The sequence below is a fragment of the Candidatus Bathyarchaeota archaeon genome (assembly GCA_026014725.1).
Taxonomy (GTDB): Archaea; Thermoproteota; Bathyarchaeia; order Bathyarchaeales; family Bathycorpusculaceae; genus Bathycorpusculum.
The window spans coordinates 348,694-355,429 of the sequence record JAOZHV010000026.1 but is presented as its reverse complement, the minus strand read 5'-3'; the positions used below and the strand labels follow the sequence as shown (position 1 = coordinate 355,429).

The window sequence follows — 6,736 nt, the reverse complement described above, 5'->3', positions numbered from 1 at the left end:
GAGCGCGTAGGGCAGGTTTGTTTTTTGGATTAGGCTTAGGGGGTTTTTGTGCATGTAGTCTTTCTTTTCGGGCTTGGTTTTTACTTGTAGCCAGTAGTTGATTAGGCCTTTGTAGTTTGTGACTTGGGTGCCGTTTACCAGTTTTTGAGCTTGCAGCTTGTTGAGGAATTCATGTGTCCACGGGAAAGAGGCTTCTGCCGTCTTTGCGAGCTTGTACTTTGTGAGTGTGCCGTTTGGCTCGACGAGCAGTGTTCGGATTATGCGTTCGCGGAGTTTTCCCCTATTTTTCTTGTGTTCCTTTTTTGGTGTATCGGTAAGTGTTGTTATCATGAATCGTTACCGATATATCGGTAATTGACGGCATTTAAATACTTTACCGATACATAAAACCATACTTGGCGATATTCAGCAACTTATTCACGCTCGGCTAGAGCGCGGTTTAAACGTTTCGTGTATCGAACCTTAAGTGTCCTTTCGGTAGCAGAGTGGGGTTCATGGGTTTAAAAGTAAATCATTGTCTGTTATTTGTATAGATTGATTTGAGAATAAATCTTGAACCCACGCAAGGATATCCGAATATTGCTTTTGCGATTCTTCAACGTTTGGAAAGAAGTGCCCTTCTTCAAGATTAAAGAATCTTCCACTCTCAGTTAGATTAAATGAGCCTGAAACGGCACCTTGTGAAGTTACTGTAGCTTTAGCATGCAACTTAGGACAAGAATGAATATCGCATTTCAACTCTTTTAATTTTAATAGTATCTTGAGTTGTTTCCCAACGAAGTGTGGAGAAATAGTAGTTCCCATAAGGTCTTGTGGTGATCTAGTAATAACATAAATTTGACCCCCATAATGTGCAAGTAACGCGATAAGGTCGCTCATATGTTCGACATCTGTAACGTTTATCAGATTACTCGCAAACTTCACCAACGAAGCTGGGATTCTGAAGTCAGAGATGAATGGAGAAACGAGATAAGCAAAAGCCTTTTCGCCCCTATTCGCTTTAATGCATTCTGAGACAAGCAAATCGACGTCTATCATAGAGATATTTTCTTGTGTAACGTGAACCAGACTAAATCACCTTGAGCATATAATAGTATACAACCGCTCCTGACGAAATGTCGACGTCCACCCAATGGCCTGCAAATTTTATATGACCACCATTTAAATCTTGACCAGAAAGAGCCAAAATCTTTGAATTTAACTCTTTGGCGGCTTCTTCACAACTTTTTTCGTCATTGCATGACAATTTGATTATTGCGAAACTCTGGCTCTTTAAAACTCGCCTTATTTCACTTTCAGAGAAGGCCTCTACGATGGCTTCTTTCAACAAGTAATTAAGGAGCTCATCTAAAGCTATTTTGCTGATGTTATATTTCTCAAAGAAGGATCCAACATGGCATTTCCTACCTATAGAAATGCATTCAGGGCAGCCATGTAAGCATATGTTTGCCGTTTCCTTGAATCGGTCGGCATCCATTGAAAGTTGAGAATAATCAACTCCATGATAACCTATTCCTAAAGGAAATATGGATTTGCTACCATAACTTTTGATACGTGCTATAGGAGCAGCATGCGTAGATGCCTTGTTTTTTAAATCGGTAAGTTTTCGCTTTATTTCAGTCTCGAGAGGGTTAACCTTGCCAAATAAGAAAGCTCTGTCTGCAACTCCATTTATGCAAGGCAAAAGAAGTTCAAATGCTGTTTCATCTAGATTCCTTGGTTTGAAAATTTCTTGCCGCTCTTCGCTTTCTAAATATTCCTCTACACTAAACTGACCGGGTTCAAACAGAAACTCGAAAGCAGTCTCTGAGGACCCATTTCCTCCACTAACCGCATCAAACACAACCACCTCGTTAGTTTCTTCTCGTAACAAGTAATCAAGGTCATCAAGTTGAGAACCCGATGTTATAGCTGTTGCCAATAACAGCACATGAGCCATAGAATGAAGGATGGTAATTTTTAATTTGTTCAGAAGATTTTCTTCTGTGATGTCAAATATTTGGAGAGCAGTAAACATCTCAGTTATCTTCGCAATGTCAGGTCGACTGCTTTCATAAAATACAAGTTCGCGGTCAATTTCAGCGATAATGTCGGGGATTGCCAGAGGACTTCTCAAGTTGCTGATAGCCGTCCTTTCGTCTATTAGGTCGTCTAAATGAATGGCAGAAACTAGGGAGGAAAGCAATAGCTCATGATGATATGAAGGGATACCTGTTCTGCTCATCAGTTCAGCAATTCTGTTAGCGAGTAATTGTATAATAATGTCTCGTCTAAGCATGCGATTATTTTTCAGAACCTCATGTAAAAATTCTGTGGGAATATTGACGGTAAATGACAGCCCAGAAGTACATAACCTAATCCCAATAGGTGGGTCATACTCTATCCGAACAGTTCGATAATTCTGTTGTCTTCTGACAGTTGCTGTCCTTTCAAAACCTGTTACCGCTAAGCCAACTTCTAAATTCGGAAGAAAGATAGTTTTCGAGATTACAAAGGAAAGTGGTTTTTGAAGATGCTTATCTTCACCCATTTTCCTTCCAAGTTCAGATTTCACGATTATCGGAAAATTTGAAGGTAACTTTGTATGAGGTTGCACCGTACTATGACCACAAGTTTCATCCTCGTCAATCAATGAAAGACATGTAGTGCAGAGAGCGATTTGCGACCTTAAAAGAGAAGCATTTAACTTCAAGGGCTTGTAAACGCTCATTACCCTATCACGAACCTTTATTTTGAACTCAGGCGCGGGCGATAAATCATGAATAGAAGATAAATGCGCTCTCCCATCTTGTGACCATCTACCTAATTTAATCTTGGATGGTAATGTTCCATACCTGAAAGTTGATGATCCAGGGAACAAAATTGATAAAGCGAGCTCTGCTCTTTCCAGCCTGAGTTTACCTCCTGCATTAACGGTTATTTGTTGTGCACCTTGAGGTTCAAACAAGTTTCTAGGCATAGTATAAGGACCTTGAGCAATACTGGGCACAAAGTCGTCAACGTAAGAGGGATAGGCGCTTCTCCCTTTCTTAATATCTTCAAGCATCAAAGATAAGCGCTCTGCGTTTTTGAAAAGCATCTTGGTTTTGCTAGCATCCAAATGTTTTGATTCCGCTAGTTTTTCTAACGCTCGTTCTAATGCAGTGCTGGTATTGACAAGTTCTGTATGTAATTCATCTGGGACGTTCAAATCTTGCCTAGCTTTTTTTCTCAATTCAATTAGCATTTTTCTAAGTTTTTCTATTTCACTCATAGCGATCCGCCTATTTTTGAGAGCAGTTCCTTTAGGTTGTTTAACTCATTAGAATAGTCCTTTCCGAGTTTGTTCAAAACGGCTTGAAGATTTGTAGCCGCCGTCATTGTGGCGTCCTTTGATTCGGTAAGAAGCTTCAAATCCTTTTCGTATTTTTCCAAGTTAGCTTTGAATTCGTCTTCTAATGTTGCCATTATGTTCATGTCTCTAAAAGCTTGGAATAACCAAATTATCAATTTCTTAGTCTCTCCTCCAATTGTGTAATTCGAGGATAGGAAGGATAAAACGCATATTGCATTATCGAGAGCTGTTTGGACAATGTCACTGATTTGGCTTAAATGATAGCCTAATCGGACTAGATAGGAAGACACAAAACTGTTCACATCTTTCTTTTGGGAATTAAGAATTCCTAATGCTTGCACGAAGTTGTCTTCGATTTGTTTGAGATCATACTTTGCACCAAGTATGTTAAAGACATCCACTCCATTTATGGCTAAGAAATCGAAGATAGAGCAAAAAGCGTGTGAACGAACTATGTCTGGATTTCTGGGTTCAAGCGGTAGAGGAGATAATGATGGAAAAACCAATCTGTGAAAATGTCTATAATAGAAGTTCGCCAATGGCGAAAATGGGATAATCGTCATTATAAAAAGTCCTTCGCTCAAGTTTCCTTCCCTTGCGCCACGTCCTGCCTTTTGTTTATAACTTGAAGGTGATCTTATTTCGCCATACATTATTACTTCTTGAATCCCTCTGAAATCTACACCCACCTCCAAAACAGATGTCGCAATAAGTGCGTCGATAGGCAATCCTCGCGGGTCTATATGATTATCGATAAATAGACCGTAAATATCACTAAGTTGTGAGCGGTCAACTTCTTGACTTGTCAATCTCCTAACTCGGATATTATCATCAGGGGTTGTTCCATTTGGAATTCGTCTCCATCTCATGATATTAGCGTTGTCTTGAGAAAACCACCAACATCTTCCTTCTAAATATTCAGTACACTGTGTAGCAATTACGAGACTGCTTGATTTGCATTGTAGACATGTTGCTTGTTGCTGGGCGTCAGCTTCTGATAGAGGCGCAAAATGAATTGGGTACTCTCGTCTAAATTGCGTCTTCACAGCATCAAACTGTTCATAGAGTTCATAGTTTCTCTGAAAAGATACCCATCGACCAACAAGGTCAAGCGAATCCACAAAGCATAACGTCTTAGGGCGCAGTTCATTGCTTAAATTATGTGCTTGCGATGTATCTTCACGTCTGTTGTGCAAAAGAGAAGATGTCAAATCGGTGCAAACACCTAATGTTGATCTACCTGCTCTCGGTTTAATGATAACATCATGCTCTGTTACATGATCAACCAAGTAATCGTTTCTGTCCGAAATGAGGTCAGGCTGCTGACTAATGGAAAATAACTTTTGGCAATGCTTTTGAGGATTAGCTATTGTTGCAGACATTCCAACAAAGACTGGCAATTTAGGCAGAAGATTTTGAAGACGCGAATTCAGTGATGCAACATTGGCGCCGTGAAGACCATAATAAAGATGAATTTCATCATATAGAACAAAATCAATCCCTGTTTTGTAAAGAGTCGAAGCGAGAGGGTTCATTAATCTCCTCTTTAATGTGTCTGGATTTGTCACGATTATGTCAGGGTGGCTCTGATAGATTTTCTCTCTTTCTGCGGCGTTAACTCCTCCAAAGTCTTTTTCAATTTTTATTTTGAGAAATGCTTTCAGTTTTGTCGGTATCATCATCGAATTGATTGCGCCATTTAACCGATCAGTTAGTTCCATCAATTCACCATATTGATCCTCTGCAAGGACATTTCTCGGAAACAAAAGTAATGCTGTGAGGTTTACCGTCGGGGTTGCTTGCTTTGCTGGATCCACTTGGTAAGCTCTATTTTTTTTAATTAATGTCCATAAAAGCAATGGTAGTTGATATGACAACGATTTACCTGCACCAGTTTCAGCGACAATAACAAGGGAATTGTTCTTAGACTTGCTTGCCAGCATTGATAGGATGCTCTTAGTAGACAAAAGTTGGAAGCCGCTCAACTTTGCAAATCGGCCAGCCAAAGCAATCAACACTTTTTCAATTAAATCTCGCTCGGTACCAAACTCCAAGTTCATGAGTTCCACAAGGGCGTCTATGGTTTCTCTTTTATCCAAAGGTATAGTCTTTTGAGGTATCTGTTTAGTGAAACGTACGTATTTTAAGTCTGAAACATCTCTCACGAAACTTCCGCGAATGCTGGTCGTAGTATGATATAGTGCTTTGATAATGTGGCCAACCTTGCTCTTCACCAAATTTTGTCCTGTAGAAACATCTAGAAGCAGAAGCCGTCTACTAGCCAGAGTGGAAGCAATAAGAAAGCCTTGAGATTCGTCGATACCCAACTTAGAACATATCACATCCAGAGGGACAAATTCATCATATTCTCCATGCGCAATTCTGACAGCTTCAATGCTCTCTACGGTTCTAAGAAAATCACTCTCTTCTTTCGTCAAGTTTGTGCTCATAAAGACCCCCAAAGAGAATAGACTTCTTTACTTCAAAAAATTGAATTTCGTTTAGAAGTAAAAGCGGAATTACAGTGTTTATCTCGAGAATCTGTACGCTTGGTTTTGATGGTAAACCTTTATGACCTCTTCCTGATGGAAATCCAACCATAGCCTGGCGACCTACATTGGAATATAACCATTCTAGCATAACACTCCAGTCAATAACTGTTAAACTGATTGAGAATCTTTCGGAAACAAGCTCACATAACTCTTCAACATAAAACTTGGAAGGCCCTCGATTTTCAACTATTTCATTTATTTCGAAAATAAGAGAATATAAGAGAAAAATTGAAAGTCTCGATTCGTCAAGTTTATGATTTTTAATTAAAGAAAAATATTGCAACCATTTTTGTACGAGCACCCTAGAAATACCATCTCTACTTGGTATCAGATTATCTTGAAGACCATTATTGTAAATGCGTGGATCAGAAATGATTTTTTGTAAAAGAGGATCGAAGCTTTTGGACCTGATTATTAGCCAAAAGAGCATCGCCTCATAAAGATTGTGTTGTTTCAGATTCCAATATGTAAATAGTCTGTACCCGAACTTTGATAAATAATAATTTTTTTTTCTCGTTAGTTCATACCCTACTATCTCACCGATAGTTAAATCGTGAAGCAACGGTACGTCTAAATCTTCCTTTTCAAGAGGCCTATTCAGTAAGACTTCAATTCCTTCCAAAAAGTATTTGTATTCCAAATCATCTTGGTCAGCTATGCCTTTATTTTTTTTCCAAGTTGTGATTTTTTGTTTCAGGTCGCCAGATAATTGTTTTTTATTTTCTTTTTCATTTAGTTTCCTAGAACTAATCTCAGTTAAGGGCAAACTATATGAGGAAAGGACGGAAAGCCAATTACTGACCTTGTTGAGGTCTACTCGAGGATAGGTTCTTTCTTTCAAGCTATCGCC

General features: G+C 39.1%; 5 protein-coding genes. All 5 read right to left on the bottom strand.

What is annotated here, in order from left to right; genetic code table 11:
* Positions 1-330, bottom strand: a 330-nt coding sequence (locus NWE95_05960) for a hypothetical protein (GenBank protein ID MCW4003438.1), incomplete at its 3' end; no start/stop codon positions are given.
* Between the two features lie 162 nt (positions 331-492).
* Positions 493-1,038, bottom strand: coding sequence for a phospholipase D-like domain-containing protein (locus NWE95_05955; GenBank protein ID MCW4003437.1), 546 nt, complete (start codon positions 1,036-1,038; stop codon positions 493-495).
* 31 nt (positions 1,039-1,069) lie between these two features.
* Positions 1,070-3,253: a DUF1998 domain-containing protein gene (locus tag NWE95_05950; GenBank protein ID MCW4003436.1), complete on the bottom strand. Its 2,184-nt coding sequence runs from the start codon at positions 3,251-3,253 to the stop codon at positions 1,070-1,072.
* Complete coding sequence (locus NWE95_05945; protein MCW4003435.1) at positions 3,250-5,772, bottom strand: DEAD/DEAH box helicase; 2,523 nt, start codon at positions 5,770-5,772, stop codon at positions 3,250-3,252. Before NWE95_05945 ends, NWE95_05950 begins: the two co-directional genes overlap by 4 nt.
* On the bottom strand, positions 5,753-6,727 hold the full coding sequence (locus NWE95_05940; GenBank protein MCW4003434.1) for a hypothetical protein: 975 nt from the start codon (positions 6,725-6,727) through the stop codon (positions 5,753-5,755). Before NWE95_05940 ends, NWE95_05945 begins: the two co-directional genes overlap by 20 nt.
* Positions 6,728-6,736 lie beyond the last annotated feature (9 nt).